This window comes from Ruthenibacterium lactatiformans (assembly GCF_000949455.1).
Taxonomy (GTDB): Bacteria; Bacillota; Clostridia; order Oscillospirales; family Ruminococcaceae; genus Ruthenibacterium; species Ruthenibacterium lactatiformans.
On record NZ_JXXK01000002.1, the window covers coordinates 202,118 to 228,052 of the forward strand.

At 54.6% G+C, this 25,935-nt stretch carries 31 protein-coding genes; all 31 read right to left on the minus strand.

The window, feature by feature from the left end; all coding sequences use genetic code 11:
* Positions 1 to 94: 94 nt before the first annotated feature.
* Positions 95 to 2,224, minus strand: a complete 2,130-nt coding sequence (locus tag TQ39_RS02920; RefSeq protein ID WP_050004485.1) for a hypothetical protein — start codon at positions 2,222 to 2,224, stop codon at positions 95 to 97.
* 13 nt (positions 2,225 to 2,237) lie between these two features.
* Positions 2,238 to 2,642, minus strand: coding sequence for a hypothetical protein (locus TQ39_RS02925; protein WP_050004486.1), 405 nt, complete (start codon positions 2,640 to 2,642; stop codon positions 2,238 to 2,240).
* A gap of 33 nt (positions 2,643 to 2,675) precedes the next feature.
* Positions 2,676 to 3,311 (minus strand): hypothetical protein, encoded by a 636-nt coding sequence (locus tag TQ39_RS20650; RefSeq protein WP_156146157.1) that lies wholly within the window; start codon positions 3,309 to 3,311, stop codon positions 2,676 to 2,678.
* Between the two features lie 13 nt (positions 3,312 to 3,324).
* Positions 3,325 to 3,822, minus strand: coding sequence for a hypothetical protein (locus tag TQ39_RS02930; protein ID WP_050004487.1), 498 nt, complete (start codon positions 3,820 to 3,822; stop codon positions 3,325 to 3,327).
* Positions 3,819 to 4,247, minus strand: coding sequence for a hypothetical protein (locus TQ39_RS02935; RefSeq protein ID WP_050004488.1), 429 nt, complete (start codon positions 4,245 to 4,247; stop codon positions 3,819 to 3,821). The genes TQ39_RS02930 and TQ39_RS02935 overlap by 4 nt, the downstream gene beginning before the upstream one ends.
* Entirely contained in the window at positions 4,244 to 5,905 is a 1,662-nt protein-coding gene (locus TQ39_RS02940; RefSeq protein ID WP_050004489.1) for a hypothetical protein, read from the minus strand. Before TQ39_RS02940 ends, TQ39_RS02935 begins: the two co-directional genes overlap by 4 nt.
* A complete protein-coding gene (locus tag TQ39_RS02945) occupies positions 5,902 to 6,306 on the minus strand; it encodes a hypothetical protein (RefSeq protein WP_050004490.1) in 405 nt (134 codons plus the stop codon). Before TQ39_RS02945 ends, TQ39_RS02940 begins: the two co-directional genes overlap by 4 nt.
* A gap of 4 nt (positions 6,307 to 6,310) precedes the next feature.
* On the minus strand, positions 6,311 to 8,839 hold the full coding sequence (locus tag TQ39_RS02950; RefSeq protein WP_050004491.1) for a phage tail protein: 2,529 nt from the start codon (positions 8,837 to 8,839) through the stop codon (positions 6,311 to 6,313).
* 2 nt (positions 8,840 to 8,841) lie between these two features.
* Positions 8,842 to 9,393, minus strand: coding sequence for a Gp15 family bacteriophage protein (locus TQ39_RS02955; protein ID WP_050004492.1), 552 nt, complete (start codon positions 9,391 to 9,393; stop codon positions 8,842 to 8,844).
* Positions 9,390 to 9,836: a hypothetical protein gene (locus TQ39_RS02960; protein WP_050004493.1), complete on the minus strand. Its 447-nt coding sequence runs from the start codon at positions 9,834 to 9,836 to the stop codon at positions 9,390 to 9,392. The genes TQ39_RS02955 and TQ39_RS02960 overlap by 4 nt, the downstream gene beginning before the upstream one ends.
* 15 nt (positions 9,837 to 9,851) lie before the next feature.
* Positions 9,852 to 10,298 (minus strand): hypothetical protein, encoded by a 447-nt coding sequence (locus tag TQ39_RS02965; RefSeq protein WP_156146159.1) that lies wholly within the window; start codon positions 10,296 to 10,298, stop codon positions 9,852 to 9,854.
* An 80-nt stretch (positions 10,299 to 10,378) separates the two neighbouring features.
* Positions 10,379 to 10,795 carry a hypothetical protein gene (locus TQ39_RS02970; protein ID WP_050004495.1) on the minus strand — a complete coding sequence of 139 codons (417 nt, stop codon included), beginning with the start codon at positions 10,793 to 10,795 and terminating at the stop codon, positions 10,379 to 10,381.
* Entirely contained in the window at positions 10,788 to 11,153 is a 366-nt protein-coding gene (locus TQ39_RS02975; protein WP_050004496.1) for a minor capsid protein, read from the minus strand. The genes TQ39_RS02970 and TQ39_RS02975 overlap by 8 nt, the downstream gene beginning before the upstream one ends.
* The gene (locus TQ39_RS02980) at positions 11,153 to 11,464 is read right to left on the minus strand and encodes a DUF6751 family protein (protein WP_050004497.1); all 312 of its coding nucleotides are present in this window, start codon (positions 11,462 to 11,464) and stop codon (positions 11,153 to 11,155) included. The genes TQ39_RS02975 and TQ39_RS02980 overlap by 1 nt, the downstream gene beginning before the upstream one ends.
* Entirely contained in the window at positions 11,464 to 11,838 is a 375-nt protein-coding gene (locus tag TQ39_RS02985; protein ID WP_050004498.1) for a head-tail connector protein, read from the minus strand. The genes TQ39_RS02980 and TQ39_RS02985 overlap by 1 nt, the downstream gene beginning before the upstream one ends.
* 10 nt (positions 11,839 to 11,848) lie before the next feature.
* Positions 11,849 to 12,670, minus strand: a complete 822-nt coding sequence (locus TQ39_RS02990) for a hypothetical protein (RefSeq protein WP_050004499.1) — start codon at positions 12,668 to 12,670, stop codon at positions 11,849 to 11,851.
* 15 nt (positions 12,671 to 12,685) lie between these two features.
* On the minus strand, positions 12,686 to 13,249 hold the full coding sequence (locus TQ39_RS02995) for a phage scaffolding protein (protein ID WP_050004500.1): 564 nt from the start codon (positions 13,247 to 13,249) through the stop codon (positions 12,686 to 12,688).
* Positions 13,250 to 13,485: 236 nt separating this feature from the next.
* Complete coding sequence (locus tag TQ39_RS03000; protein ID WP_050004501.1) at positions 13,486 to 13,734, minus strand: hypothetical protein; 249 nt, start codon at positions 13,732 to 13,734, stop codon at positions 13,486 to 13,488.
* Positions 13,731 to 15,473: a phage minor capsid protein gene (locus TQ39_RS03005; protein ID WP_050004502.1), complete on the minus strand. Its 1,743-nt coding sequence runs from the start codon at positions 15,471 to 15,473 to the stop codon at positions 13,731 to 13,733. The genes TQ39_RS03000 and TQ39_RS03005 overlap by 4 nt, the downstream gene beginning before the upstream one ends.
* A complete protein-coding gene (locus TQ39_RS03010; protein ID WP_050004503.1) occupies positions 15,473 to 16,975 on the minus strand; it encodes a hypothetical protein in 1,503 nt (500 codons plus the stop codon). The genes TQ39_RS03005 and TQ39_RS03010 overlap by 1 nt, the downstream gene beginning before the upstream one ends.
* Positions 16,972 to 18,225, minus strand: coding sequence for a phage terminase large subunit (locus TQ39_RS03015; RefSeq protein ID WP_050004504.1), 1,254 nt, complete (start codon positions 18,223 to 18,225; stop codon positions 16,972 to 16,974). The genes TQ39_RS03010 and TQ39_RS03015 overlap by 4 nt, the downstream gene beginning before the upstream one ends.
* On the minus strand, positions 18,209 to 18,595 hold the full coding sequence (locus TQ39_RS03020; protein ID WP_156146161.1) for a hypothetical protein: 387 nt from the start codon (positions 18,593 to 18,595) through the stop codon (positions 18,209 to 18,211). Before TQ39_RS03020 ends, TQ39_RS03015 begins: the two co-directional genes overlap by 17 nt.
* Before the next feature lie 398 nt (positions 18,596 to 18,993).
* Positions 18,994 to 19,404, minus strand: coding sequence for a hypothetical protein (locus TQ39_RS03025; RefSeq protein ID WP_050004506.1), 411 nt, complete (start codon positions 19,402 to 19,404; stop codon positions 18,994 to 18,996).
* A gap of 376 nt (positions 19,405 to 19,780) precedes the next feature.
* Complete coding sequence (locus TQ39_RS03030) at positions 19,781 to 19,960, minus strand: hypothetical protein (RefSeq protein ID WP_009323062.1); 180 nt, start codon at positions 19,958 to 19,960, stop codon at positions 19,781 to 19,783.
* Complete coding sequence (locus TQ39_RS03035; RefSeq protein WP_009323061.1) at positions 19,957 to 20,241, minus strand: hypothetical protein; 285 nt, start codon at positions 20,239 to 20,241, stop codon at positions 19,957 to 19,959. The genes TQ39_RS03030 and TQ39_RS03035 overlap by 4 nt, the downstream gene beginning before the upstream one ends.
* Before the next feature lie 161 nt (positions 20,242 to 20,402).
* Positions 20,403 to 20,861 carry a RusA family crossover junction endodeoxyribonuclease gene (locus TQ39_RS03040; RefSeq protein ID WP_050004507.1) on the minus strand — a complete coding sequence of 153 codons (459 nt, stop codon included), beginning with the start codon at positions 20,859 to 20,861 and terminating at the stop codon, positions 20,403 to 20,405.
* Between the two features lie 51 nt (positions 20,862 to 20,912).
* Positions 20,913 to 21,596, minus strand: coding sequence for a DUF6291 domain-containing protein (locus TQ39_RS03045; RefSeq protein WP_050004508.1), 684 nt, complete (start codon positions 21,594 to 21,596; stop codon positions 20,913 to 20,915).
* A 14-nt stretch (positions 21,597 to 21,610) separates the two neighbouring features.
* Positions 21,611 to 22,150 carry a hypothetical protein gene (locus TQ39_RS03050; protein ID WP_050004509.1) on the minus strand — a complete coding sequence of 180 codons (540 nt, stop codon included), beginning with the start codon at positions 22,148 to 22,150 and terminating at the stop codon, positions 21,611 to 21,613.
* A gap of 1 nt (position 22,151) precedes the next feature.
* Entirely contained in the window at positions 22,152 to 22,853 is a 702-nt protein-coding gene (locus TQ39_RS03055) for an MBL fold metallo-hydrolase (protein WP_050004510.1), read from the minus strand.
* A gap of 12 nt (positions 22,854 to 22,865) precedes the next feature.
* Complete coding sequence (locus tag TQ39_RS03060; protein WP_207641396.1) at positions 22,866 to 23,888, minus strand: hypothetical protein; 1,023 nt, start codon at positions 23,886 to 23,888, stop codon at positions 22,866 to 22,868.
* Between the two features lie 84 nt (positions 23,889 to 23,972).
* Positions 23,973 to 25,931 carry an ATP-binding protein gene (locus TQ39_RS03065; RefSeq protein WP_082052100.1) on the minus strand — a complete coding sequence of 653 codons (1,959 nt, stop codon included), beginning with the start codon at positions 25,929 to 25,931 and terminating at the stop codon, positions 23,973 to 23,975.
* Positions 25,932 to 25,935 lie beyond the last annotated feature (4 nt).

Here is a 25,935-nt window from a genome sequence, read left to right on the forward strand (position 1 = left end):
AAGCGCCAGCATTCGAGCCGTTGGCAAAGTTGCCACGAGACAGCAACGCCGCATATAGCCTATACCCCTTTTTTCGCATTTCAAGCCGTCTGCATCAGTCCGGCGTCACAGGGGTTGCGACCCCCGTACCCCCAAAGGGGTTTCTGATGAGGGAGCGCGACGCCCTGTACCAGTTCGCGCTCGAGGGAGTGTTCCCCCAATTCCCGTACCAAGCGCCAGCAACCGAGCCGTAGGCAAAGTGGCCACGAGACAGCAACGCCGTTACGCCAGCCCCAGCCCGTGGCCTATAAAAATAGTCGCCAACAGGTGCTGTGGTTGTTGCGCCATTTCCGACTGCGTCAGGCTGTATTACTAGTGGGCACTTCTTAGATACAGCAAGGTGTTTGACCGTGCCTTCTGCTGTCGGCAGTGTCAGCCCTGTGTTTATCCAATCTTCTCCGATTGCGCCCGTTTGTGTGGCGTCCGAAGGCGCAACCCATACAGTTTCGTCGCTCGCGCGCAAAATGTTCGCAATCCACATATACGCGCCCGTTTGCAGCGCCGCGCCGCGGTAATAACTGATCGCCTTGCCGTTTGCTCCAACGTACCCGCTTCCATGTCCAACCGGTGCGCCATCAAAAACCGCAGAAGTGCTATATACAATATCGCCCTGCGCCACATCCACTGGCGCTCCGTCAAATACCAGCCGCTTGAGCGTCGCGTCTCCTTCGTAGTCTGCAATCTCAATCAGTTTCCTGTGTTTCATTTTCTGGTTACCGCCGAGCGATGTGCCAAGGCCAATGGTCTGAGAGCCCGCTACAAAATTAGATGCGGCAGCAGCAAGCACCACCACGCTATTTGCGGCAGCTTCCGTTTTTTGTGCCACGTCATTCTCGTTATAACGTGCCTCCGTAAATCCGTTTCCGGTGACTTTCTGCGAGTTCATTTCCGCAAATTCAACAGTCAGCAGCAATTTCTCCGCCCCGTCTGCCCAGTAGTCTTCTGTCAGCATGCCCTGCGCCGCGTTCATCGTGTTGTAGTTGTTGAGTGAAACTGAATCGCATTGTATATCGCCAGATTTGCACTGTAATCCGCCGCTGCCGTCATTTGCGACAAAGCATGATGTCAGCATGTACGGCGGCGAATAGTGATAGCCCGGAAGTTTTCCGTCTGCAACGACAAACAGAATCCCGCCACCTGTCTGCGGTTCAATGCTGTACCAAAATTCAGGCCGGTACGCCCCAAGGTTCGCCGATGCATCATAACCCGGCTCCCCTTCAAATGCCGTGATCTTTGCTTTTTCCGTGGCCGTTCCCGGTATCCAGTTGCACAGCCGCATCTCAGACCACGGATAGATATTGTCAAAATCGTTCACGATGCCAGCATCGAATGTCCCCATGTGCGCAGCAGCGGTCTTTCCCTCGGCATTGTACAGACGCGTACATGCAGAGTTGATGCCGTCCCAAAGAGCGCCATACCGGTGCACACCAACACCAAAGCTCTGCGCCGCATCTTCTGCGCGTTTTGCGGCCGCCTCTGCTGTTGCGGCCTTCTTTGTGACCTCTTCGAGCTGTTTTTCGCCTTCTGCCGCGACCGCGTTTTTCTGTTCCGTCCCTTCCGTGGTGATTTTCGCAAGCGCAGTGTCTTTTGTGTCCGCAACTTTTTTTACCGCTGCGTCAGACGCCTGCGTACCAGCATTTTCTACTGCCTGCACTGCATCTGTTTCAGCCGTTTCAATGGCTGTGAGCGCCGCATTTGATGCATCTTCGGCAGATTTAGCGGACGCGGCCGCAGCCTGCGCCGATGCATCTGCGGCGTTCGCAGATTCTGCCGCTGCCACCCGGTCTCCTCTTGTTTCTGCAAGTATCTGGTCAATGATGGACGGCGTGGTGCCGCCCTCGCCATCTTCCGTCCCCGAATGATCTGCCACGCGATATGTCAAATCGTGGCTGATACGCCGCACGCCGCTGGATACGCCCGTAAATACAATATGACCCGAAACCGTATGCGTGGCCTTTGCCGTTGCCTCTGGCGGCACGTTGATGTAGCCATCTTTGCCAAGCAGCACACGAACGGGTTCTTCACCCGGCGGGCAAAATGTCGCCGTGATGTCAAGCCCGTCCCAGGCATCGCCCGCAGTGATGTGCAACTGCTCAATTCCATAGCTCCCGCGCGTGCCGAACATCAGATAGCGCTCGCCTACCAAGGCGGCTTCATATCCGTTCAGTTCTATTTCATGGAGCATGACAGCGCCCCCTTTACAGTCCCAGCGCGGCAAGCTGCTGCTCGATGTAGGTGCGCTGCTCCAGCTCGGCCACAAGGTGCATTTCTTCAACGACCTGCCCGGTGGCAATGTCTGTTTTGCTCACGCGCTTTTTGCCGATGCTCGCCACAAGGCAATAGTGCTGGTATAGCGTGTCATAAAGGACATCTCCCTTTTTGATTCCACGGCCCGGGTCATCTGCATCGGCAATTCCTTGCATTTTGATTTCGGCCGTTGCAGTCTCATCCATAAAAGCAGCTTCAAACTCCGCCGCTGTCATGGTATCCTCCGCCATGTGAATTTCCATGCGGCTGCGGACGTTCGGGCTACCGCTGGGATAGACTACCGTTTCATTTAGCGCATCATATTTTCTCCCGTTTTTCAGTGTGATTATTAGCATTGTATATGCCTCCTTGAAATATTCCCAGACGCATCAAGCCGGGATTTGAATGAGATTGTTCAGGTTGATGTTATTACAATATGCGTTGTACCCCCAAAGCAAAAATCCGATGTAGTAACTTCCAGTGACGCTAGAAAGGTATTCAATAGTAGTGTTGTTTACTGGCCAACTGTATGTCCAGTCATAATGCTGGTCTCCACTACGGAATACATCCTTACCTGGAGCGCTGATTAAGCCCGTATCTTCTAGATTGCTGAATGGAAGCGGATTGCTGGGGACACTTGACAACAAAACGAGTTTCAGGTTGATATTCCATAAAAATCCACTTGTATCCCTTGTGGTATTAGAACCAGTACCACTGAGATAAAATGAAAACCTGTCTCCGGCTTTTACGTTGATTTTGTTTCCTGTATGGCACAATGTACCAAAATATGTATTACTGTTGTAGCCATTACTGCTAATGGCCGTGCCAAGTGCCCACTGTCCGGACACGTTTGCCATGTAGTAATTAGCCCATCCTCCGCTCGAACCCGTTCCGCCATTTACCCACAAATCAGTTTGTCGTTTCCAAACCTCCACATTATTTGCTTTAAGGCTTGATAAAGAAACACCATTCTCTTTGACCGCTCCGCTTCCGGGTATTGAACTACCGTTAAAAATCAAAGGCATGTTTGCACCGCCTTTACGTATAAGTGATGGACAGCGTAGTGCCGGACAGGCTCATTGATATATTGCTGGCCCGCCGTGCATTGGAAAGCCTGTCGTCGTTGCCTTGGCACACGGTGCCCGCCGCTGTGCCGAAGTTCTTGTTGAAGGCAGTATTTTTTGTGAAGGCGGGTTCGGCTCCGAGGGCGGCCCGTGCTTCAGCAGCAGTTGCTTTTCCTGTGCCGCCGTGTTCGATTCCAATTACTGAACTACCGTCTGCGCCGATTGCATTCAGCAAAGCCAGCAGTGCAGAAAATGCGTCCGCGGGGCTGGGGTCTGTTACGTCAGGGCATAACACGGAGGCCAATGCGTCTGGAAGCACCGCGGCCTTGCTGTATGGTGTGCCCTCGGTTATCGGCGCATCGTTGCGTGTCAGAGTGATGTTGAAAGCTTCTCCGGCCTGTAGTTTTTGCAGGTCACTTGCGGTAATGGTTGCTGTGTACCGTCCCGGCGCGCCAGGTACTCGGTCCGTCATAATCCTGTCTCCTCTCCGGCGTATGCTGCGCCGCTGTATTGATAAGCGTTTTGAATACCGCAGATGCGGTCGTGCACTTGCAGGAGCGCTTTCTCTATGGCGTTCGCCCCACGGTAGGTCAAGAAGTTCATGTCCACCGGAAAATCCACCGGAGCGAGAATCCCCATAGTAGACAGTAAGGTCGTCACGTTCTCCAAATACACGGCCATATTTGCTGTGCGTATCCATTTGTCTGGGTCATATGCCTCTGGCGGCGCCCAGTCGGTTTTCGGCGCCACTGCTGTTTGTAGATCGAGCTGAGGTAGCAGTGCAGCCAGTTCTTCCACCGCCTGTCCTACCCGGTTGAGGTCCTCGGCTTGATATATCCCCTTAGAGTTGCCCAGCAGGACGTCTGTTTCCGTGCGGTCAATCACAAGATCTATCAAAATATTACCTCCTCGGCAGCAAACATCTGGCCAGCATACCCAACTGCGGTTTGTGCGGGCAGCTCCAGCCCTACCACGGTAATTGCGGCGGTCACTGCACTCCGAGTGATGTCCTGCTCCATCCGGGTGACGAACCCGTCAATGTTCCGGCCCCAGTTGCTGTAGCTGACCACTCGTTCGCCGGCCTGTTGCCCATTCACTACGATTTCTTCGGTCAGGGTTTGTCGTAGCAGATAGAATGCATACAGCCGCTCCAACGCCGCTGCGGCGTTCTCAACAGTCAGCAGCGTGGCCTGCTCCACCCGCACCACATTGCCGCGTTCTGCTGCGAGTGCCTGCGGATTTGCCTTGGCCAGCGTGCGCGTGGTGTGGATGTACTTCTTGCCGGTCAGGGTGACTTCGCCCTCGGCGGTGATCGTCACCCAGTTGGCGCCGCTATCCACCAATGTGCCTCCCGTGATAGCATAACCATAGTGTGGTGCGTCCCAAGTGTACATCACAGCCTCTCCGGATATCGGTTCTGAGCGCAGGAGTTCTTCTGTCTCGTCCCCGGCAGCGTAGCTGTGTGCGACCACCTCTACGCGAGCAACCCGGGAGGCGGTTTCAACCACGGCCCCGGGAAAGATCCGGGATGCCGGGATGGTGGATGCCACTCCGTCTGGTCGTGGTATGAACCGCACCGCGTATCCTCCCTGCGTAGTAACCATGGCGCCAATGGAAAGCGCCACTTGCTGGAGTGCTTCCCGGCGCGTGCAGATGGGCAGGTATCCGCTGATGGTGGCGGCGGTGAAATCCTCGGCCAGGCTGTATTCGATGGTTCCCAGGATGTCGGTTAACAAAGCTGCCACAGGGGCTTCCTCGTAGATGCCTCCGAAGAAGTCGTCGTCCAGCCGCCCGAGGATGGATTGAGTGGTGAAAGTGTAGAAGTGCGAGCCTTCCCGGGTCGAGGTGCGTATGTAGTGCGCGGCCCGCAGGCCGCCATCCACGTACAGCTCAATTGCCTGGTGTTCCTGCGGTGCGTAGTCTCGCCCGTGTCGGTCGTTGAACTCCAATGTGAACTCATCCACCGAAAGTTCAGTCATCCCCGGGTCGACCTCGGCCAGGTACTGTACTCGGGTGAGTTCAGTTTCGTCCAGTGTAATCAGTTGGCCAATACGTAACTGGGTGAGCTTGGCGAAGTGCCCGGGGTGGTTTGTCGCCAGCAGTTGAATGTTGATGCGGTCGAAGCTCTCTACCGTCTGTGTAAGTACCCACTGTGGGTCGTCAGGCTCTGCTGTCGTGTCAGCCAGCAACGTGGTGCCGCTATACCACCGCACCCGCAGTTTACTGCAATACTGCCCGGTGGACGGGCTGAACGTGAACGTCAGACCGGTTGCGGTGTACGGAGCGGTGAAGGTAATGTCTATCTCGGGGGGCGTCTCAAACATGCAATCATCGTCGCTCCGGTTGAGGCTCCAGCAGGCCGTGGGCTCCCCGTCGGTCACTGTCCGGCTGCCGTCCAATACCCATTCTCCCGGCTCCAGTGTAGCTACTGCTACATCATCCACTCCCGCCATCAGCCGAGAGCTACTGCAGAAGCCCTGTCCGCCGATCCAAGCGGCTGTGCCGGCGTCCTGTGCCCCTACAGGATAGTCGAGGTATTTCGCATACACACTCATTTGGGCCGCCTCCTCGGGCTCATGGCGACGAATGACAGCTGTATCTCGCCCCATTGCGTGTGGTCTGGGTCAAGCCTGATGAGAGCCTGCTCGCCGCTCGTAATATACATGCGTTGTGTGATGGTGCCCTGATTGTATGGGAATGTACACACATGAGATACGGTCGGCTCGCTCAAAATGTCCCACAGAGCGTCCAGATCCGCCGCCCCGACGCCGTTTGCCCGTGCACGGATGGTCATCTTGTAGTTGTAAAAAGTACCGATGACGTCCCGGAACATCTCACCGTCGGCGGTTCGTCCGGTTTTTTCGCTGTCCAGGATGGAAAATGAACGGCTGTGGCTGGTCACCAGCACGTTATACGCCTTGCCGTCAAGAAGAAAAGTAGGAGGTTGTGCAGCCATATCCTCACACTACCCCCTTTACAAGTCTCGTTCCTCTGCGGTGCTGCTCACGTTCAATGACCGGGTGCAGCACTCTTGCCAGCTGGGCAAGGTCTCCGGTGAATTTGATGGTGATATCTCCGCCGCCCTGCTGCGTCATCACTTCGGACAGTGCCTGCTTGATGGTCTCCAGCGGGGCTTCGATGTTGGTGCCGCTGCTCTGGTCGCCCAGAACGGCCATAAACTCACGATTCGGCGGAATGACCGCGCCCTGGGCAAGGTAGGGGATTTTTCCGATACTCGGGAAGTTAAAGCCTATCGTGTTCCCGGTAAACGGGTTTGTGAACGATATGCCGTTGACCTTCTCAATGACCCAGTTGATGGAGTCGATCAGACCATTCAGGATTCCTATAATTGCATTAATGGGTGCGAGTGCGATGGCCTTTAGAGCACCAAAGATACCGGCAAAGATTTCTTTGACTCCTTTCCATGCGCGTTCCCAGTCTCCCGTAAACACGCCGCGGATAAAGTCGATGATGCCATCGAATATCAGTTTGATGCTGTTCCAAATGTTTTTTACGTTCGCAAAAAACGCGTTCAGCAGATTGCCCAGGATGCCAAAGCTTTGGCTCCAGTCAGTCACGAAGATATTTTGCAGAAATGCATCGATCTCCTGCAGTTTCGCCTGTATCTGGTCACCCCATTTGGCGATAACGGCAATGAAGAGGATGACGAGCCCAAGCAGGATTGTCGGCCACAAACCAATAGCCGCAACGATGGTAGAGAGCAGCGTGCCTATGCCGGAGACGACATGGGGCAATATGCTTGTGAAAAGAGTGCTGATGCAGGAGCCAAGCCCAGACAGCAGCATGGGCAGAAGTTGGGCGCCGAACATACGGAGCAGCTGTAGGCTGGAAAAAATCACCAACCCCATCAGTAGTGATGGCAGCAGCGGCTCAATGAGGCCGCCGAGGGAACGCAGAAGGCCAGCCCAATCAATGGTCTCGAGCATATCCAATATCCCTTCTCCGATTTTTCCCCAATCCACACTTTGAATAGCCTCTGCAAGAGCATCGATAAAGCCGATCGCAAAACTGCTTATCTGTGCGCCCAACATTGCCCAATCGAGGTTCGCGAGAAAAGTGCCGAGTGTACGTATCGCAATCGTGAATTTTGATGCGAAGAGTGCGCCAAGCTGTGCGCCGTCCACCTGGTTCAGAAGGCCGTTGACAAAGCCGGCCAGCTTGGCCCCGAGCCCATTCCAATCGAATGTGGTGAGAAAGCTGAATGCAAACGATATCCCGTTCTGCAGCATCCCGCCCAGTTTCTGCCCCCAGCCATAGGCGTCCCAGCCGGCAATAATACTGTTGAGCTTGTCCGCAAGCATTGTACCGGCTCCGGCCCAATCGCCGCCCTTGATGGCATCCGTCAGGCTGTCGAGGAACGGATTGCTTGCCTCGTAAGCAAGGCTTGGCGGTGATGCGCTGCCACCACCAGAACCGGAACTGGTATCCAACGTGTTGATAGTGTCGAAACCGGCCAGCGCTTTTTTTGCGGCATTTGTACCGGCGGCCACTCCGCCCATGGCCTTCGCAGTGGATTTCAGGCTTGCAATGCTTTTCCCGCTGAAAAATGCGAATAGCCTGCCGATGTACGACAGCGCGATTGCTGCGGCATTTGCAATAGCGGTCAGGGCTGGAGTGAGCGCTGAGACGAGCGGCGCAGCAGCATTCAGGGCGGCTCCCTTGAGGTTGGAAAGGGCAGATGTAAATGCGCCGGATTTCGTGAGCGCATTGTTCATTCCGGTCACGAAGCCGCGCAGTGCTTTGGAGATCCCATTAAATATCAATGCACCGAGCGCAATTTCACGCAGCCGGCTGCCGAAATGTCCCACTGCCTTTCCACCCAGCTTGGTTCGTGCTGTAAGGCGTTTGAAACCGTCGGAAAGTCGGCTGACAGCGCGGTGTGCCTTGCCCGCAAAGGAAGAAATACCCTGCACAAAGCTCGACATGGCGCTTGCAGCTCTCGCCTTTATTTGCTGCGCGCCCATTGCGGCATTGATTCCGTCCAACCGTTCGCGCAAAACCTGTTGCGCTGCGGCCATATGCTGCGTGCTCTGTGCATGCGCGTCTACTGCGGCCTTTGCCGCGCTTACCGCCGCCTCCTGTTTCGAAAGCGTTGCAGCGAGCGCTTCTGACTGCTTTACCGCCTCCGGGTTGTTGAGCATTGCGTTGTTTGTTGCCATGTTTGAGAGCGTCGAGGGCTTAAAGTTCTGAAACCCTGGTGTGGCTTTGATTTTGGCAAGTTCTGTCTGTTTTGCGGTTTCCAGCTTTGTGTTGACTCTATCAAGCTCCGCAGCGGTATCCGCAGCAGCCTTTTGGGCTTGGCGGAGATTGTCCGCCAGTTTTGTATCGCTTTTTGCAGCCGCCAGTTTTTGGTCGAGCTTAGCTATTTCCGCGGCGGTGCTTTTTGCGTCTTTTTGCAATACAGCAAGGTCTTTCAACGCCTGATCTTTGCGTATTTTGGTGTCTATTACGATTCTTCCGTCCGCCATGCTCACACCCCCAATCGTTCAAAAAATGCCTGCTCCTCCGAGGTCAGCGTTGGTGCAATGCTTATCAGGTCCGGGTTGTCCCGGACAAATTCCTGCTCGTACTTTTCCAGCTTTTGGCCCTTTATCCGTTTGCTTCGTATGCCCACAACGGTAGCAAAAAGCCCCCGCCCGATGCTGCTGTATGCTCCGATAAACTCCCACCAGTGCAGGTAATCGCACCGGCGGCAGGAATATCCGAGCACCGCATCGATGGCGGGGGCGATCAATCCCGCGTCCTTTGTCCAGTCGACAAGCTTTGGCTTGGGCGGCTGGTTTTCAGGCGTGGGTTCACCCAGATTGATAAATTCCATTGCTGCTTTGAACGCTCCATCCCAATCCTGTATATCCTTCCACTCGGGATAGAGTATACGCACGCATGCGGCAGCCCTTTCGGGCATTGTCAGATCCAGGTCATCCAATGCAGCCAGTGCATCCAACACGGCGCGAAAATCCGAGCGGATGGGCGTTTCTTTTCCGTCAACAGTCGCGGTCGTGGGCAGGCTCCACGCGCTCACCGCTGTTCGGGCGCAAGGCCGATGGCCTTACCCTCGTATTTTCCGGTATGCGCTTTAATGCGGGCTTCGCTGTTGGCCTGTGCAGTTTTCTGTGCCTCCAGAATAATAGGTTCAACAGCCTGCAGAACGTGGTCGAGTACCATGCTGCCGTCCTCGCAGATCGCAAGGCTGCTGACCTGCTGGAAGAACACTTCCGAAACTGGCGTGCCGAAAGCATGGTCGATTTGCGCTTTCACCTCGCGGTCAAGCATGGCCAGACCGTCCGCCGTGTCGTATTCTCCTTCTGGAGTGCTTGCCAATTCGCGCACGCGCTTCTCGGCGTCCTTCCACCGGGGCAGCAGCCCCGGGTCGGAAGGGTTAAAATGGATTGTGCCGAGGGTATTCCCGTCGGTGTCGCAAACTTCAAAACTCTTGAGCCCAAGGTCAATTTTAAGCATTGCCATTACGCATCCCTCCTGTTATGCTGCGGTGGTCGGCGTGAAAGTAGGAACGCCGTTTGCGACAGTAGCTGTGCCGAGGACTTTTTCATTGCTGAGATACACGTTCATCGGCATGCCGACATAGGTGCTTCCGCCAAGGCTCTGCGGTACGATCGTGCAGTTGGTGTGCTTTTCAGCGGTGAATGCGGATGCAGTGCCGAGAAAGCAGTGCACATGAAGAATGGTGAACTGGCCCAGCTCTGCAATGGCGTTGCGGCGCTCGATGTCGAGAAGCTTTGCGCTCAGTTTCTGCCCACCGCGGATGGTACAGGGGTCAAGGTCGAGCTCAGGCTTTGCGGGGCTTACCTCCGTGTCGGTAATGCCGAGAATGTCGGTCGTCTGGTTCGTGTCGTGATTGAATGCTACGCTTGCATCCTCTACGCCGCGGCCAAGAAGCTCCCACTCTTCGGTTTCACCGGTCCCCATATTTACAAAAATCATTTCGAGCTTACGGTCGGCCTTAAGGCCGTTCGCAAGATTGATAGCAGCTGCGGTATCCGCCATGGTTATGCCTCCTCTAAAATCAGTTGAATTTGTAATTGATATTCTGCGGTGTTTGCGCCGGCAGTAACGATAACACCAGCGTTTGATGTGCTGACGCGCTCGACATGGTATCCATCGATGCCTGTTGGGTATCGGCGTGTCCGGTTTTGTGCGCGGATCCATCTGGAAAGTCCTGAAAAGAGCTCCGCAGAAGCGATATTGGTCCCCATGTGAGCTCCGAACGGCAGACGGGCCAGAAACACCATGTTATACGTGGCGATATCGTACCCGCACACATCTTCCTTATGAGTTTCACTCGCCAGCGTGAGCGTGTACTCTACCGCCCGGTCGCCAAGATAATTGACGTTGAATCGGTCATTTTTGTCTATCAGTGGGCATTCACGCAGCCATGTGCGTGCAGCCGTCAGTGCGTCACCCATTACCGCCACCTCCTACGATAGCCTGAACTCCGCTGACGATATCCTCCTTATGCTCTGTCATGGCCCGTTCGAACCAGTAAGCGCCGCGTTCGGGCGCTTCATTGAAGTTATACTGAGGGTTATAGTACATCCGTCTGGCGTATGGCGTGTCGTACACTATGGTTCCCTGCCCGATAACGGACGCCGCCAGCGCGCTGTCTTTCAGCATGCCGGTCTCAAACGGTACCTTTGGGTCACAGTATCGGATGACTTCACTGTCCACGAACGTTTGAGCCGGGCCTCCAAGGGCGAGCCCGTGGCGCTCAAGAATGAGGCTGGCGCTGTCAAATTCCAGGCTTGCGTCAAATTCTATAGGCATCAGCTCGCCTCCACATACCAGTGTGGAGATGGACGGCCGCGGTTGTCATGCCAGTCGAGCACCGTGGCTGTGATATCTCCGCAGGTGATCTTGTCGCCGGTAGCGATCTCCAGAGGGGAGCCGGAAACAGCTTCCTCCGGGATGCGGCATTGATACACGCGCACAGGATGCAGACCGGTTGCACCGGCAGACGCTTTGTTCTTTCCGTACCAACTGCACCCTCTCAGCGTGCGCGTGATTTCGACATCGGTATCTGTATCGCTGTCGTAGCCGAAATGGGTTATAGTTACGGTTTTATCGGCGCCAAGCATCAGCAACACCCCCGGTACAGCAGCCCGTAAGGGTCTGTGCCAAGAGAATCGGACAGGATATCATACAGCGCACCGGCAGCGGCGCGTCCGGCGGCGCCAACGGCGGCATAGCTTTCGCTGTATCCGTCATTGCTCGCCGCGGTAAGGAGCCCGCCGGCGCTGCGTGAGCGCGCATTGCTTTGCTGCAGCATCGCATCAGCCATCTGGGCGCAGGCGTCGGCCAGCTCCGTTTCAAGATCGGCGGCGTGGCCCTCGGCACGGCCGAGGGTCAGCTCGTCGATTTTTCGGGATGCACGCGGCCCCCACAAGCCATACTGCTCTGCGCTCATAGTACCACCCATGGCCGAGTAAGTGTCATAATCACAGTACAGCATAGACGTCTCCTTACGCGTGTTTCTTGATCTGAAGGACTTTCTTTTTGGTGACGGCGTGGGCGTAGATTTTGCGGCCCTGTACGGCAGATGCCCCGATATACTTGCCGGAGCCGGACAGATCCTGCAGGTGAACGTTGACGCCCCACTCGTTTACGCGGGTACACCAATCAGGATGCCCGGCAATGAAATCCGTGGTTTCAGAAAGGGTGGTGTCCTCGAAGACATTGAAGCCTGCAATGCGCCCCTGCGCACCCGTCTGGACTACCGCGTCGCCCAGCTGAGTAGCCCTGACAAACTCGGGACTTTTCAGAATCAACGCATAGGTCTCGGGAGACACAAGCAGCCAGCGGCGGTTGTCATTGGGAATATGTGCCTTGCTCATGGCAGTGCGCACATCCACGATTGTGCCATAGATGGTTTCGGGGGAAAGGGCAGAGGTGTCACCGAATGTGGTTGCCTGAGCCTCCAGCACGGTCGTGGCATCCTTTTCGATTTGCAGCGCCATGCTGTATGCCGCAGAATCGAGCCGGTCAGCAACCAGGTTATCGGGGACGGCTGCAGCGTCAAAACCGTCAATGATCTCATTCACGGCCTTGTCCTTGTCAACGGTGACATCAATGTACGAGGTATCGCCATGGGTAGCGCCGGCGCCGTCGGTTTTGCTGTAATCCGCCACGGCTACTTCGGTGTCCCGAACAGGGACCTTTACCTTGCCAGCCTTGGGATTGCCTTCGTAACGGTTATTGAAAATTACACCGTCCTTTTTCACCAGCGTCGCGCGCAGCTTCGCGTCCACCAGTTTAGAATAACGGTCCTGAAGTTCGTGTGCCATTGTTCAAATCTCCTTTTACAGTTTGAGGTCAGGATTGAGAGCGGCGAAGGCCGCAGTTACGCCGTCAGACGGTTCGGCACTGCCGCCTTGTCCGTGTTCCGCACCGGTATCGACGTGTACGCCGGTGCCGTCCTGACCGGGGTTCGTATCCGTGGCGTCAAACAGCCACGGGTCGGATTTTTTCAGAGCTTCCAGCTGGTCGTCAAAGCCCAGCAGCTTGTCGCCGTCCAGCTTTACAGCGTCCAGGTCAAGCAAAGCGCGTGCGGCCTTGCCGTTTTTCGCCTTGCTGTTGGCGAGCGCGATGTCGATGGCGCTGGCCTTGCGCACGGCCGCGATATCGGTGTCGTATTTGGTCTGCAGCGTGCTCAGCTGATTTTTAAGGCCCTCTACATCCTGGCCGTCAAATTTCTTTGCGGCCTCCTGCAACCCCTTGATCGTGTCATTCGCGGTCTTCAGCTCATCGTTTTTGCTGTTGAAATCAGCACGGGCCACAAACCCCTTGCCGATCTCGGCGCTGATCTGCTTGTCGATGTCCTCGGTGTAGTGGTCGCCGAGGATGGTTTTCAACCACTCCAGCATAAAAACTCCTTTCAACCCGCCATCCTTTTTTATCCGGCCAGTCCCGGTATGTGCGGGGCGCGTATTGTATCCCCGGCGCAAGGGGTAGTATGGAGCCCTCTCCGGCCTCGTGCAGCTGGTTAGGGCATAACAAAAGGCCCGTCGCCGAGGCGTGGGCCTTGTGCTATTGAATTTGGGCATGAAAAAACCACCGCCCATGAGTGGAGTGGTGGTTTCGTCTTATAATTCAAAAGCGGTTATTTCTTCAGCCGCTCGATGTTGGCTTTCACGGATTTGTAGTTAATTTCGCCGGGCGCGATCAGCTCAAAATTCGGACATTCGTGGTATTCCTCAAATCGGATACCCTCCGGGATTTTTTGGGGGTATTTTTTGCAGGAATGCTTGCCCCGGTGCCACAGCTTACAGCCATTGCACATAGGTACGGAAGCAATTCCCCAGCAATCCTGGCTCATCATGGAGGGGCTGAATTTCTCTTCGTTGCTCACGGCTTTATCACCTCAGCTTTAATATATACCTTATCACCGGACGTGTCAACGGAAAGGAGTCTGTACTTCAGTCCGCGCGCGAACAGGACCTCATCCTGCAGCTTGTACTGCGGGTGAGCAAGGTCTCGTATGTACAAAGCACCCTGATACCCAGCGGGCACATGCAACTCAATCACTGTGTCGCGGCCCGGTAGTCCAAGTTGCCGGAAGCTGGTCGAAGTAAATATGCGATTGGGTATTGTCTGCCCAATGAAATTTCCAATCGTATTTTTATCAGGCTGCGCTCCATTGTCAAATTCCAAAAAGCTCAGCGAAGTCTCGCGGTACAGCGTGATGCTGTTCGGAATAGTACCTTTAGCCAGAGCACTGTCCAGAATGGAGATTTTTTCCTGTGTTGCGGCGTTGATTCGCCCGTGGCGGATCGCGCTGTTAATTGCCGTTGCGTCAAACCCCGTGTACTGCGTAAGCTGCGCCCGCTCCGCCTCGGTAAGAGCGGGAAGCTGCGTTCGCATCGCATCTTTTGCCTGCAGGGCGGATGCACCCATTCCCAGTTTTCTGGCCGCCCATGAAGCGTTGCTCGCCTGGCTCCGTCCAAACCCGCTCACGCTTTCCCGCGCGCTGTCTGCACGGCCGCCTGTGGCCTGCACAAAGGCTTTCAGCTTCTGGCGGGCGTGCTTCAGCTGCACAGCGGCCTGCGTAGCGTCTACGCCTGCCGCACTTTCAGCCAGGTATTTTCTCTTGGCTGCCCGCACCCGGCGCTCAAGCGCCCGTTGTTGCTGGTTGATCTCGTACCGGGTGTACATTTTGCCGTTGTACCCGATATTCCGTGCATTCAATTCAGCCAGACGCTCCGGCGTATAATTGGGCACTGAAATGCCCGGCCAGAATGGGTGGAAGTTGTGCCTGCAGTTCCAGCCGCACAACCCTTCGCCCGTGCCGTAGCCGGTGGCGTCTTCAAAGCTCTCGTAGCGTTCCCCGTTGTATTCAACAGTGCTGCCGCGATGATATACTTTGCCTTGCCACCAGGCGTGGTCACGAGGGCCGTGGCTGCCATCACTGCGCGCGCCGCTGTGTGCGCTCACTTCCACAAATCCGCAGCCCATTTCGTCAGCCCGGGCTATTTGCAGCTTGCATGCTGTCTGGTTTACACCCGTAAGCACTGCCCGCCGCACAGCCACCTCCAGTGTGTCCCTGTGGCCTGTCGGGTACGTGATATATTTCATATCCTGCGACAGTCCATCCACAGCACGTTTTATGGCTGTCTTGTAATCAAATGCCCCGGAAGACACCTGCAGCCATGCGCGGTCGAGTGCATTTTCAAACTGTCGTGTGACCGTATTCGCTGTCGTGCGGGTAAAGTTTTGCCACGTTCCCCGCGTCTGCCGATATCCGGCGTTCAGCAAGTTGAGCAGTGCGGATGAGGTGTTTACGTTGGGTGGGTCAAGCCCCATGGCCTGGTAAAGTGCATCGTCGCTGGCCAGCGTCCGTGTTCCGGCCTCCTGCAGCAGGCGTCGGATTTCCGTATCGCTTTTGCCGCTGTATTTTGCCAGCAAGCGGACAATATCAGTGCGCAGCGCCCGGGTTTGCTCCAGTCTCCACAGCTGCCAGGCGGCTGTTTCCGTTACAGTATCCATCTTTCCAATGCGTCTGGCTATATCGCGCAGAATGTCGTCTTCCACGCGCTGCCACAAGGATACCAGGGTATCCGGTAACGTGTCCAGATATTCCGGTGTGAGCATCAGCCGTCACCGCCAAAGCCCAGCGTTTCGCCGCCGTCGGTTTCGTTTGCCGCCTCCTGCACGGCCCGTTTGGCGTCGTCCTCACTCATCCCGCGCCACTCCATGTTGTATCGGTATTTAGGGATAAAACCGTCCATGGCATCATCCTTATCGCGTTGACGCCGCGTCTCCGCATCGGAGATATAGCTGTCGTCAAAATTGATGGTGATAGCCGTATCAGGGTCGATATCGGCGCCAACAAGGTTTTTGCCCACCCACAGGATAGAGTGCAGGATTTGCAGCAACGCCGCTTCAATCTTGATTTGATGGCGGTTGGCATGCTGTACCATGTCCTGCCGGTCTCCGGTGTACTGTGTTGCAGTGGCGATATTTCCGGCATTGAATTGATAGTGGTGTGTTCCGAGGCCAACCTTGAAACTGAAATAGTCCAGGGCGTCCTGCACGGCCTGGCTATTCGCTTCGATACGGAGGTCCGGGTTGTATTCGTGCCAATCTGGTGCCGCGTCAGGGTCAAAGCCTCCGGGAGATACAAAAAGCTGTTGGCGAATGTCATCGGGTGCAAAGCGGTGTTCCTTGCCTTCCGCGTCAATGACCGTTTTGAACATATCTTTGTTGTAGAAGACTTTTTTTCCGCCGAGATAGAGATCCCGGCAGTAATTGTCAAAAGCCAGATCGCAATGTTTGGATTGATCCAGCGCCTCGGAGAATACGCTCATGCCAAGCCCGGACCCACCGGGCAGGTTTTTAACGATATTGGGAGAGAAAACCGAAAACCATGGAACGCTGCTTCCTGTAGTAAAGCTTTTCAGCACGCCGGCGGGGAGAGGGGCGGGCTTGTAATCGGCGTTTTCCGTATCCTCGTTCTCGCTGGTAAAATATTCGTTGGTGATTTGATACTGCTGTCGTCCGTCCCGTAAGACAAGCCGGTGAGTTTGCAAGTAAATGCAGCTCTTGCCGCCCACAGTGACCTCAGATGCAAAGGCGACATCCACAATACGTCCATGCCGGATCGTGATTGGGAGGATGCATTCAGCCGGGTCATAGTCCAGGCAGATTTTGGCGTCAGGTGAAAGTACAGCCATACCGTCCTTGACGACAAGGTTTTCAAGGCTCAGCACAAAGGCACCGGTGCCGGAGCGAAATGCCAGTTCCACGAGTGTGTTGGCGTTGGACCAGAACTCAATGCTTTTCAGGATACCTCCGGTCTGCTGCGCGTCAACACCCAGAAGCCAGGATGCGGTATTTTTGTCCGTGACGGTCACGGTGGTTTTATCGTTGAGCAGCAGAGCGGCCCAATCTTCGCAAGCTCGCTTAGGCATTCCAAGGCGGTACATAGTCCGCGCATGGTGTGTTCCGTCAAGCCCGCATTCGTTGATGCGGTGAAAGCTCGGGTGATATCCGGCCCACCATTGACGCCATTCGTCGATGTAGGAATAATACTGGCTCTGGATACCCCATTTTTTGGTTTTGTTCAGATATTTGATGAATTGCGTAATGTTCATGTTTCCGTCCCCAAATAGCGTTTATAGTCGCGTTCGATGGTGTATTCAAAGCCGTCCAATGTGTCCACGTCTGTGGAGCCGTCATCAAGACGCTCATCCTTGCCCGGATGTTTCCCGCTCCATAGGGCCGTGGAAAGCGCATCACGGACGCTGCCGGCCTCCGGCATATACCAAAAACGGCCGCCGCCCATAAGGGCTGCAGTCGTTCGTATTCGGTCGTTGATCTCGATTTTTTTTGCATTATATACACGCTCGGCCAGCCAGCGGAAACGGGTCGGCAGCAAAGCGGCGCGCAAGCTGTTTTTCAGAACTTGTTCCGCACTGTCGCAGAAAACGGCGTGTATTTCCCCCCAGCGTATGAAAACAGCCTCGACGAACTGTACAAAGCGTTTTTGCAGAAATACGACGTCTGTACCCTTTGCGGCAATGCGTTCGCTGCAGAGCGCCACAACACCGCGGTATCCCGGCAGAACGCCCGTCGCCACAAAGGCATGTTGTGAACCGTTGCCTCCGAAGTCCACGCCGATGTAGACGCGGAAAGGCCGCAGCTCGTGCTCAGCAGGCCACAGAAAGCGATTATCGTTGGATGCAATACTGTCGGCAAATGGGCGGTAAATGATGCCTTCTGCAGCCGCCCATTGGCCTAGGATGAACCGTGTATAGTATACGGTCCCTGCGTATTCCGTTTTGAGGTTCGCCACAAATTCGGACGGCAAAAATGGGTTATCGTCGATGGTGGATGTTTGGCAGTAAACATCGGCGTCACTGTCAATGAACTGCTTGACAAAATGGTGAGGGTCTGCGGGGTTGGCCGTACCGTCAAAGTAGCTGTGCCCACAGCGCAGTCGACTTTTGAGCATCTGGAATACTTCTTCATTCCAGGTAGTCATTTCGTCGCCATAGGCGTATTCGATGGTCATGCCCTGGATTCGAGCGACGTGTTTTTTATTATCCGCACCAAGGATATGGACCCGCCGCCCGAACAGGAGCGCCGTATTATCGCTGCTGATGGTACCAACAAGGCACTCGCCCCATATCTCACGCATTGGGTCAAGGATATTGCGGGAAAGTGTGCCCTGGGTGTTCCCGAGCATCACCGCAGCTCCTTGCCCACGAAGTGCCAGCAGACGTTTGGGAACAACGACGGCGTAATCCAGCCAGCTTTTGCCGCTGCCCGTCGCGCCGACTTTGATGTTCCAGCGGTGGCTGCAGCTTTGGAGGTACTCAATTTGCTTACTCGATAACGCCATCGATGCCCTCCAGAAGTTCCGCGGCGCGGGTGAGCTGATCGGCGCCGGTATCCTCGCGGGGTGTTTCCTCGCCCAACAGTTTGACGATTACCGTTGCCGCTCGCGCATCGCCTGCGGTTGCGGCCTCAGTCAGCCCTACGATCATTGCCATTTGATTGTCGATATCCTCCGGGTCGATACAGCGGCGCGCCAGTTTATTCCAGCGGCGGCGGTCTGCGACGGGCAGGGAAAGGTATACGTCCGCTGCCTCTTTCAGGCTCCGTTTGCGGCGGCGCGCTGCCCCGGAGGCAATGCCGCCTTTCTGTTGGATCGCTCTCTGTTCGCTCTCTGTTCGTTCAGTGAATGGAACAAGATTTTTTTCATTCGACACGTCACCACCTCTCTCGGAATATATGATTAAGGCCCGCACGTTGCCATGCGGGCCTTGGAACTTCTGCCGGGCCTGTTCCCCGGCCGTCAACCGAATCCCTTTTTACGATACTCGTATCGGTGTCCTTTCTCAATCTGCAAAGCAGAAATACAAATATGGGTTTGGTGGATGCCGCACCCTCATGCAGGCAGAACACCCATGGGAGGCTCCGGCCTGGTGGAAAACAAGCCGGAGCTTTGAAAGGGCAGCAGACTACTGGTGCCGCCGTCTGCCGGGGCGGCGAGAGAATAAGGAGGGCGGCTGCCACGCCGCATCGAATCGCTCGGCTTTTGTCTCGCTTTTCGACATTTTCATCATACACCAGCAAGCTTGCAATGTGAATAATGCAAAATAGGGCGTTATAGGGCAATATGAGAAATCGCTCTATCGTGTATTCTTTTCGCTCGATAAACTGCCGCGTCATCCGCTTCTTGGTACATCCCCCATGCAACCTCTCGCCATGGAGTGGGCCTGCAATGATCTCCGTCCATGTACCGCAATCGTACAACCTCACGTTCCAGAGGATCTTTCAAAGCATGCACAGCGTTCTTGAGTATAAAGATTTCCTTCTCATTTTCGGCAATAATCGGGCGAATTTCTTTCTCGTACTCTATGTATCGTTCTACCGCCACAGCTATATGGCTACCGCCGCCCCCTGTATGCTGACTTCCATCGTATTCTCGCGCTGATGGAATCTCAGCTCCGGCTTTCATCCGTGCCAGGCGTTCACGGCGGTTTTCGTTTTCTTTTTTCAGCGACAGATATTTCATCAGCCGCTCTTTTTTCTCCTCAGCCTCCGTGATTTTCGCCTCCTCGTGCTATCTTTTCAGTATCCAGAATGATTCCCGGTATAGCGGCCGAGTATCCGCATTTGAGAGCAGCATTAGAGTGGCCCACCCACGTGGCGATATATACTCCACACGGCCCTGACGTGGTAAATTATCGGCCTTGAACTCTGTGTACCCTTTGCGATATGTCATCGCTGGATAAATTACATCTACAACAGCATCTGCAGTTGCATTTTCTATATACGCAACCGGTGGAACCGCCAGCGGGCGAACGGATTTCATCGCCCATCCCTCCCCGCGGCAATGCAGGCCAGCGTGGCCACAACCGCCAGTGCGACGGCCAAGACCGCCAGATTTATCAAGATTTGCATGGGTCATCCTTCTTTCGCATCGTTTTGTATACCATAGCAATTCCATCAATATCTTCATCCGTTAAGATGCATGAAAATTCTGCAAGCTCCATGCACTTAGCCACCCAGAGCGAGACACGGTCTGTGGATTTCAGGTCTGCATAAATCTGCCGTTCAAATTCACTCATGCTGTACGCCCTCCTTCTGCATTTTCGCGCAACCGCTCCACAAGCTCTTTATCTGTCATGCTCTGCCTCCATTTCCTTCCACCGCAATAAAAAAAGTGTTCTGTAGGTTCCCATTCGTCAATGAGTGGTTGCACGATAGCGCCTGCTGAAGTCTCAAGATCACAAACATGGTCTCCCTCGCCACAGTACAAGAAGTGTTCGCAATTGAAGCAGCTTTTTGCTACATCCTGCCTTCTCCCAAGTCGCGTGCTTTCTGAGTGGCAATGTTTTTTCTTACTCATGGTCAGGATGCTCCTTCCGCACGACTTCGACGATATAATCGCCCGAAGTATTCCCGGGCTCACATTGGATAATCGTTGCGCAAATGTCCTCCTGAAGACGATTTACATCGCGGTTTATATACTTCGTACCCCAAATTTCGATTACGCTATCTTCTCTGGATTTAACCATGATGTAATCCCTCCACTACTTCCTCCTCCGGTTCGAGATCACCTGATACATGCACCACCAGACGCTCCAGGTTTCCGTACCACTTGGCCACGCGCAGCTCTACGATAGCACTGTCGTCGCGGTAGGCTACACCGTTCAATGCGTCGGCCACAGTTTTCGCGATATTGTCCATGTCCGGTTTACATGTGGGACGGAGGATATTTTGGTTGCACAGTGCAGCCTTTTTCTTCGGATAGGATTTGGGGATTGCAAAATATGCATCTACCTCCAAGACAATCGGCGGTGCGAATCGAACACCGGCATGTCTCTGCTGGTAACAGAGCATGATTTTGTTTTCATACGAAGCCGTGCCGGCGGGGGTGTACATGCGGGCATGTCCGCCCACAACACTGGCCCGGGGGCGCCCTTTGCCCTGTGGTTTTCCCGGGACCTCAAAAATCACTCTTTCCATACTGTCCTCCTTGACGATACCCGCCCGGTGGTTGGCCGGGCGGGCGCTGTATTATATCTTTCCGGGGCGGCGATCAGGCTGGTGACGCTGCGACTCAATGCTGCTCACGATGTAATCGGGAGAACTGCATCCTTTTTCGTAGGCGATGGATATAGCGTCCAGGACCATTCCCAGCTCCATACCATCGGCGGCAGCAAGGACCTTTCGTTCCTGCTCGGGCTTTATGTCCTTCACCACCTCGCGGCAAAAGGCGACGATCTCCTGTTCTCTCTCTGACCAACCATCGTCGAACCCGTCGTCGTTCGCGTATGCGTGCGCGCGTATACGACGATTGTTATTGTTATTGTCTTTGTTATTGTATTTGTATTTGTATAGCTGGACTTGCTGGTCGGTGCTGGATTTGCTGGAAAGTGCTGGTTTTTTGCTGGCTTTTTGCTGGACAAAGCGTCCGTTTTCGTCTTTTTCTGCGGATGCAGCCCTGATGCGTCCGGCCTCCCGGCGCTTTTCAACAATTTCCTGCCGGCGGATTTCAGCGCGCATCGAATTGTCTGCGATAAAAGAGAATGCCATATATACGTTCCCATCCTTTGGGAAATCGGGCTGAGTACCATCGCGGCCATACACCAACAGCGCCATAACCAGAGCGCCGACCTGTTCCAGAGACAACAGCCCAAGCTGTTCAATATACGAATAAAACATCGGGATGTATTTTGATTTTTCGGCGTCGTCCGGCATTGTTCGTCCTCGCTTTACTCGTTATCGTTGCCGCTGGCGGAATCGTCCGCTGCATCCGCCTGTGCGGCCGTAGGAGCGCTGTTTCCATCGGCTTCGACATTCTCATCGGCAAGAATTTCCCCGTCTCCTATGACCTCAAATTCGGGGTCCTGCGCGATGCTGTCATTCGTGCCGCCGCCTTGCATTTTATTCGCTAACTTTTTTGTTTCCGACAAATTGATAAACACTACCTTCATCCAGAGTGCGCTTATTTTTTTGCAAATCCTCCGAAAACTCATAAGGAGACTGTCTTTTATAACAAGACCGCCGCCTTTCCCGAAATCCTCTGTAAGGTCGCCATCGTTAAAAACAAACGAAATCGAGCAATCGCGTGAATTGTATCCCACGGGATTATCCAGCATGCTGATTTGCCCATCCATGCTGGTATCTGGGCTAATGATGATTCTTACCGGATACTTGTCCCGAAGAAATTTATACGTAAACCCATTTTCGGCGCAGACATTCTCTAATTTTTTCAGTTGGGCGTCCAACTGATCGTGCTCAATGTATGCCATATTATATTTCCTCCTCTGCAATGATGATTCTTTTTCCGGTGGCCGCGGCGACGGCCCGGCGCATAGCGTCGGGGTCGCCGTGCCTGCGGCTTATATGGAGCAATCGGATGTCCTGCACGCGGCTCAAGTCCTGGTGTGTTAGAAAAGCGATACACTCCTGTAAACTCAGGTGGTTGTCGATTATACGCTGTGCCTGATATGCGTTGGTATCCGCCATGCTTTCGGTTCCCATGTGGTTGCATTCAATCAGAATGTGGTCAAGCGGCGGAAAAGTATCTTCGGCGCGGCTCGTATCTGTCAAAAATACTAGGCGCTCACCGGTGCGAATGGATTCCAATAACCACCCCAACGGCTCTGCGACATCGTGGTATGTCGACATTGGGAGCACGGCAAATGTCCCAATGTCAACCCGCTGTCCGTGCTGTACCCGATGATACCCAGCGCTTTCATGTATTCCTAAGAATCCGGCCGTCCCCTCGCTGCAGTAAACCGGGATGCCGCGTGCCATCACGTCGTGAACCGCCCGTGCATGGTCGCCATGCTCGTGTGTGATGAGACAGGCGTCTACCCGGGAGAGTGTGAAGCGGCTCCGTCGCATCAGCTCACGCATTGAGATACCGCATTCCAACAGGAGTGTGGTGGTTCCATCGCCCACCAGATATGCATTGCCTGTGCTACCGCTGGCCAGTGTCTTTATTTCCATACAGCCTCACCGTTAAAACGGAGCGGTGGTAACGGGCGGAGCCGCCGGGGCCGCCTGCTCTACTTTGCTGGTTGGCTCCACTGGTGCAGGTGCAGGCTCGGAGCGGGGCGGTGCCGCAGGCGGCATTTCTACTTCTTGCGGGCCGGATGGGAGAGCATCCATATCAGGAATTTCACGATATTCGGCGTCGATGGTGTTGTCGGATTCCGATACCGCCATGCTTTTGTAGTAGGCGGACAAGGAAAGTTCATTTGCAAAATCCTTCGGGATAGGCTTGACCGCATTGTTGCGCATTTTACGCAAAATCATCCGCTCACGGCTCCCCTCCATCCAAGCGGGGGAAATGTATGGCTTCAGTTCAGGAATGTCGAGGATCTCGTCGATGTCCCTTCCATCCATCAGAGCTTTCAGCTCGGACTTACGCGCATCAATTTGCTGTTTCTGCTGTAGCGTGGCCTTGTAACGGCTTTCTGCAATGCCGAAGGTTTCGTTCATCATGTTGTTGTTGATATGGGCGACCAAGTTCGCACGGACTTCAGCGCGCTCACTGATGAAATAGCGCACGGTGCCGTCCGTGAAGCGTACAGGATAGACGACGCGGGCATATTTTCCAGTGCCGCAGCGTTTCCAGGTGGGCGGCTCTACGTCGATTCCGTGGTGTACGGGATAAGTAAATTCATCATCTACATGAACATCCCAATATGGATATACCTCTTCGACGCCATGGCCAAAGTTTCTCAGAATGACGTCGTTGCCATCTCCCTCAATGCCCATTTCGATGGAGGTTGTCCAGTTCCCATCCGGCTGCTTTTTCTTGCGCGTCTGGAAATAACATTCCCGCGGTCTCGAAAATGCGTTCAAGCGGAGCGTAGCCACCTGCTGCAAAATTTGCATGATTTCACTTTTTTGAAGCGCGGAGATTCCCTCAAGGCCCGCTCCAACGGCTGTTTCGTGCATCATTGTCAGCGCGTTTTCCATGCATAGATGTTGATAAAGGTCCACCGAACCACCATTGGAAATCTGTTTTTCCACCAATGGGATGTATGCGGCCCCTGTTTTCTGTACGATAGTGCGATAATCCGGCATTTTTGCGATTCCGTTATTTTCCGCCATGATACTTTAATCCCCTTTCAGCCCCAGTTTTTCGCCGGGGATCACATTCAAATTGATGACCTGCATTTCATCCGGCAGTGTTAAATCGGTAACGCTCTCCCGGTTATCCAGGAACAGCGGGAGCGAAATGTCCGCCGCCCGGCTGAATGCCTGCACGATCTCCACGTTCGCCTGCATTTTGGACGCGGTATTCAGAGCACCGTATGGAACACCGTCCACCATTGCCTCGCAGACCTCTCGCAGACCGCCGTTTTTCTGCTGCTCAAACAGTTTGAAGCGCACCGTGGGAAAATGCTTGTTGACGCGCTCGGTCAGAAGTGTCACCAGCGTGCGGGTATATTCCTCGCACATAGACAGCCCGCGCTCCGCTTCCTCCAATTGATGAAGAGTGTCACGCTGTTCTGCTTCAAGCTCCTGGATACGGGTTTCGAGCGCCGCGTTGCGGTCGATTTCAGCCAGCCGTGAGGTCATTGTATCGGATTGGGCCTGCATGTCTGCCAGTTTCTGGCGCTTTTCCTGAACAACCTGTTCGGCCGCTTGGGCGCTGGCTTGGATTGCTTGCCGCAATTCTTCAGCCTTGGCTTTCAGATTCGTTTCCTCCGCATCCAGTTCCGCGAAAAGTCCCATCTGTGTTACAGGAGGCTTTTCCGCGATCACCATATCATAGGCTGCGGCTGCCGCCTTGGCGGCACGCTCACATGTATCCAGGTCCTCGCGCAAGCGTGCCGCTTTTTTCTCCATTTTCTCGACGTCCTGAGCGGCTTTGGCACCCTTGGCCGCAATATCCGACAACCGTTCAGATTTGGAAACATTAAAATTCTCCTGCGCCTCCTGCACCAGTTCCGCAGGCAATGCCTGTCCGCAGGTCGGGCATGTCTGCGCAATGTCAGGCACGGTCCCGTTCACTTCCACCCATTCAACCCGCAGACGGTCACGTTCAGCAGCTAGGAAGTCCCGTTCCCGATTCAGGGAACGAAGTTCCGCAGCAAGCGTTTCCACCCGGCACATTGCATTTTGTTTTTCACGGGTAGCGTCATCAACACGGCGGTTGTGCTCTTCCAGCCATCCCGCATTACCGGACGCCTCCAGCACGCGGCGCTTATTGGGGATCATCTCCAAATACTGCTGTACTTTTTCAAGTTCCTGCTGGTTATGCCGCTGTACAGCGTCCGCCGTCGTGTGCTCGATCTCGTACTGCAGTTTGGCGATTTCAACATTGAGCTTGCTGCGCTCGTTTTTGACGGCCCCGGCGTCGGATACGGGGTGCAGCTGCTTTCGGTTTTCGTCGATGCGCGCGGGTAATGCCGACAGGGAATCCTTATACCGCTTACGGCGTTCTGTGCAGATCCGGGAAAATTCATCCACTGAATGCGTCCCCAGCATGCTTTCCAAATCGGAAAGCTCTGGATTGGCAGTAAATACGTCCGCCGGCTGCAGGCTGCCGAACTGCTCCAGCAGAAGGCGCCGCCGCTCTTTATAGTCCTTTGTCTGCTCCGAGAACCAGACTGCATTGAGCAGCAGCGGAAGCAACTTTTCCGGGAACACACCAAAAATGGCGGAGCTATATTCCCCTGCACTCACGGGAACTTCGTCGATGAAATAGCGCGTTTCGTCGCCGTTATATTCCGTCTCGGCGCTTCCGCGACGTTTCGTCCAGCGTTCGCATATGGAACGCTGCAGAACGAGCGTGTGCCCGTCCGGCATTGAGAGAGTAGCTGTCACCGTAGGACTGCAGCCGGACAAGCGGTTCCCGTCTGTTCCCAGCGGAAACACATTGTAATTTTCACGGCCCTGTGCGTCCTTACCGGTCAAGAGCCAGAGAAAAGCAGCCATCAACGTGCTTTTTCCCGTCCCATTGCCCCCCTGTACTGTGGCGCTGCGCCCGTCGGGAGTAAGTACAAAATTCTTTATGCCGCGAAAATTTTCGACGTACAGCTTCAGCAGTTTCACAACTTTCAACATCATTCAC

Bases quoted from the DNA above. Each gene is read 5' to 3' on its own strand.
- TQ39_RS02920 (WP_050004485.1), bottom strand. From the start codon at position 2,224: ATGCTCCATGAAATAGAACTGAACGGATATGAAGCCGCCTTGGTAGGC.
- TQ39_RS02925 (WP_050004486.1), bottom strand. From the start codon at position 2,642: ATGCTAATAATCACACTGAAAAACGGGAGAAAATATGATGCGCTAAAT.
- TQ39_RS20650 (WP_156146157.1), bottom strand. From the start codon at position 3,311: ATGCCTTTGATTTTTAACGGTAGTTCAATACCCGGAAGCGGAGCGGTC.
- TQ39_RS02930 (WP_050004487.1), bottom strand. From the start codon at position 3,822: ATGACGGACCGAGTACCTGGCGCGCCGGGACGGTACACAGCAACCATT.
- TQ39_RS02940 (WP_050004489.1), bottom strand. From the start codon at position 5,905: ATGAGTGTGTATGCGAAATACCTCGACTATCCTGTAGGGGCACAGGAC.
- TQ39_RS02945 (WP_050004490.1), bottom strand. From the start codon at position 6,306: ATGGCTGCACAACCTCCTACTTTTCTTCTTGACGGCAAGGCGTATAAC.
- TQ39_RS02950 (WP_050004491.1), bottom strand. From the start codon at position 8,839: ATGGCGGACGGAAGAATCGTAATAGACACCAAAATACGCAAAGATCAG.
- TQ39_RS02960 (WP_050004493.1), bottom strand. From the start codon at position 9,836: ATGGCAATGCTTAAAATTGACCTTGGGCTCAAGAGTTTTGAAGTTTGC.
- TQ39_RS02965 (WP_156146159.1), bottom strand. From the start codon at position 10,298: ATGGGGACCGGTGAAACCGAAGAGTGGGAGCTTCTTGGCCGCGGCGTA.
- TQ39_RS02970 (WP_050004495.1), bottom strand. From the start codon at position 10,795: ATGGGTGACGCACTGACGGCTGCACGCACATGGCTGCGTGAATGCCCA.
- TQ39_RS02975 (WP_050004496.1), bottom strand. From the start codon at position 11,153: ATGCCTATAGAATTTGACGCAAGCCTGGAATTTGACAGCGCCAGCCTC.
- TQ39_RS02980 (WP_050004497.1), bottom strand. From the start codon at position 11,464: ATGCTTGGCGCCGATAAAACCGTAACTATAACCCATTTCGGCTACGAC.
- TQ39_RS02985 (WP_050004498.1), bottom strand. From the start codon at position 11,838: ATGCTGTACTGTGATTATGACACTTACTCGGCCATGGGTGGTACTATG.
- TQ39_RS02990 (WP_050004499.1), bottom strand. From the start codon at position 12,670: ATGGCACACGAACTTCAGGACCGTTATTCTAAACTGGTGGACGCGAAG.
- TQ39_RS02995 (WP_050004500.1), bottom strand. From the start codon at position 13,249: ATGCTGGAGTGGTTGAAAACCATCCTCGGCGACCACTACACCGAGGAC.
- TQ39_RS03005 (WP_050004502.1), bottom strand. From the start codon at position 15,473: ATGCTCACACCGGAATATCTGGACACGTTACCGGATACCCTGGTATCC.
- TQ39_RS03010 (WP_050004503.1), bottom strand. From the start codon at position 16,975: ATGAACATTACGCAATTCATCAAATATCTGAACAAAACCAAAAAATGG.
- TQ39_RS03015 (WP_050004504.1), bottom strand. From the start codon at position 18,225: ATGGCGTTATCGAGTAAGCAAATTGAGTACCTCCAAAGCTGCAGCCAC.
- TQ39_RS03025 (WP_050004506.1), bottom strand. From the start codon at position 19,404: ATGAAATATCTGTCGCTGAAAAAAGAAAACGAAAACCGCCGTGAACGC.
- TQ39_RS03030 (WP_009323062.1), bottom strand. From the start codon at position 19,960: ATGAGTGAATTTGAACGGCAGATTTATGCAGACCTGAAATCCACAGAC.
- TQ39_RS03035 (WP_009323061.1), bottom strand. From the start codon at position 20,241: ATGAGTAAGAAAAAACATTGCCACTCAGAAAGCACGCGACTTGGGAGA.
- TQ39_RS03040 (WP_050004507.1), bottom strand. From the start codon at position 20,861: ATGGAAAGAGTGATTTTTGAGGTCCCGGGAAAACCACAGGGCAAAGGG.
- TQ39_RS03045 (WP_050004508.1), bottom strand. From the start codon at position 21,596: ATGCCGGACGACGCCGAAAAATCAAAATACATCCCGATGTTTTATTCG.
- TQ39_RS03050 (WP_050004509.1), bottom strand. From the start codon at position 22,150: ATGGCATACATTGAGCACGATCAGTTGGACGCCCAACTGAAAAAATTA.
- TQ39_RS03055 (WP_050004510.1), bottom strand. From the start codon at position 22,853: ATGGAAATAAAGACACTGGCCAGCGGTAGCACAGGCAATGCATATCTG.
- TQ39_RS03065 (WP_082052100.1), bottom strand. From the start codon at position 25,931: ATGATGTTGAAAGTTGTGAAACTGCTGAAGCTGTACGTCGAAAATTTT.